This is a genomic window from Salinicola sp. MH3R3-1 (assembly GCF_001937155.1).
GTDB lineage: Bacteria > Pseudomonadota > Gammaproteobacteria > Pseudomonadales > Halomonadaceae > Salinicola > Salinicola halophyticus.
This window is the reverse complement of record NZ_MSDP01000114.1, coordinates 1-743: the sequence shown is the minus strand read 5'-3', so window position 1 is coordinate 743 and position 743 is coordinate 1. Positions and strand designations below refer to the sequence as shown.

At 63.4% G+C, this 743-nt stretch carries 1 protein-coding gene; it reads right to left on the bottom strand.

Annotated elements, in window-relative coordinates:
* A partial coding sequence (locus tag BTW08_RS18630) for an Ig-like domain-containing protein (RefSeq protein WP_139313734.1) occupies positions 1-743 on the bottom strand: 743 nt, incomplete at both ends.

The window sequence follows — 743 nt, the reverse complement described above, 5'->3', positions numbered from 1 at the left end:
TAGTGGTGTCGGTCTGACCCGCGGCCAAGCGATCGAACGCAGTACCCGGATTGAAGCTGTAGGAGCCATCCGCGTTCAGCGTGAAGGTGCCGCCGTTGGTGCCAGTGATGGCCTGCCCCACGCTACCTGTTACGCCGTTGACCGCGCTGACACTCAGCGTGCCGCCATCGACATCGCTGTCGTTGTCCAGCACACCCAGGGCAGCGTTGATATTGAGAGTAGCGTTCTCGCCAGTGCTGCCGGTATCAGCGACGGCCACCGGCGCATCGTTGGTGCCCGTGACGGTGATCGTCACCGTCTTGGGTTCGCTGATGCCGCCGTCGTTATCGGTGGCGGTGTAGCTGAAGGTCACGTCGCGGCTCTCACCCGTGGCCAGACCGTCGAAGTCGGTGCCGGGGGTAAAGCTGTAGCTACCGTCGGCGTTAAACGCCAATGACCCATTGCCCTGACCCACGTCGGTGTCGAGCGCGTAGCTGGCGATGGTGCCATCAACATCCGTTGCTGCCGGGACCTGGCCAGTCAGCGCGGTGTTCTCACCGGTGGTTTGGGTATCAGCGACGGCGACCGGCGCATCGTTAGTGCCGGTGACGGTTATCGTCACCGTCTTCGGCTCGCTCACCCCGCCATCGTTATCAGTGGCGGTATAGCTGAAGGTGACGTCGCGGCTCTCGCCCGCGGCCAGACTGTCGAAGTCAGTGCCCGGGGTGAAACTGTAGGAGCCGTCGGCGTTGAAGGTCAGGCTG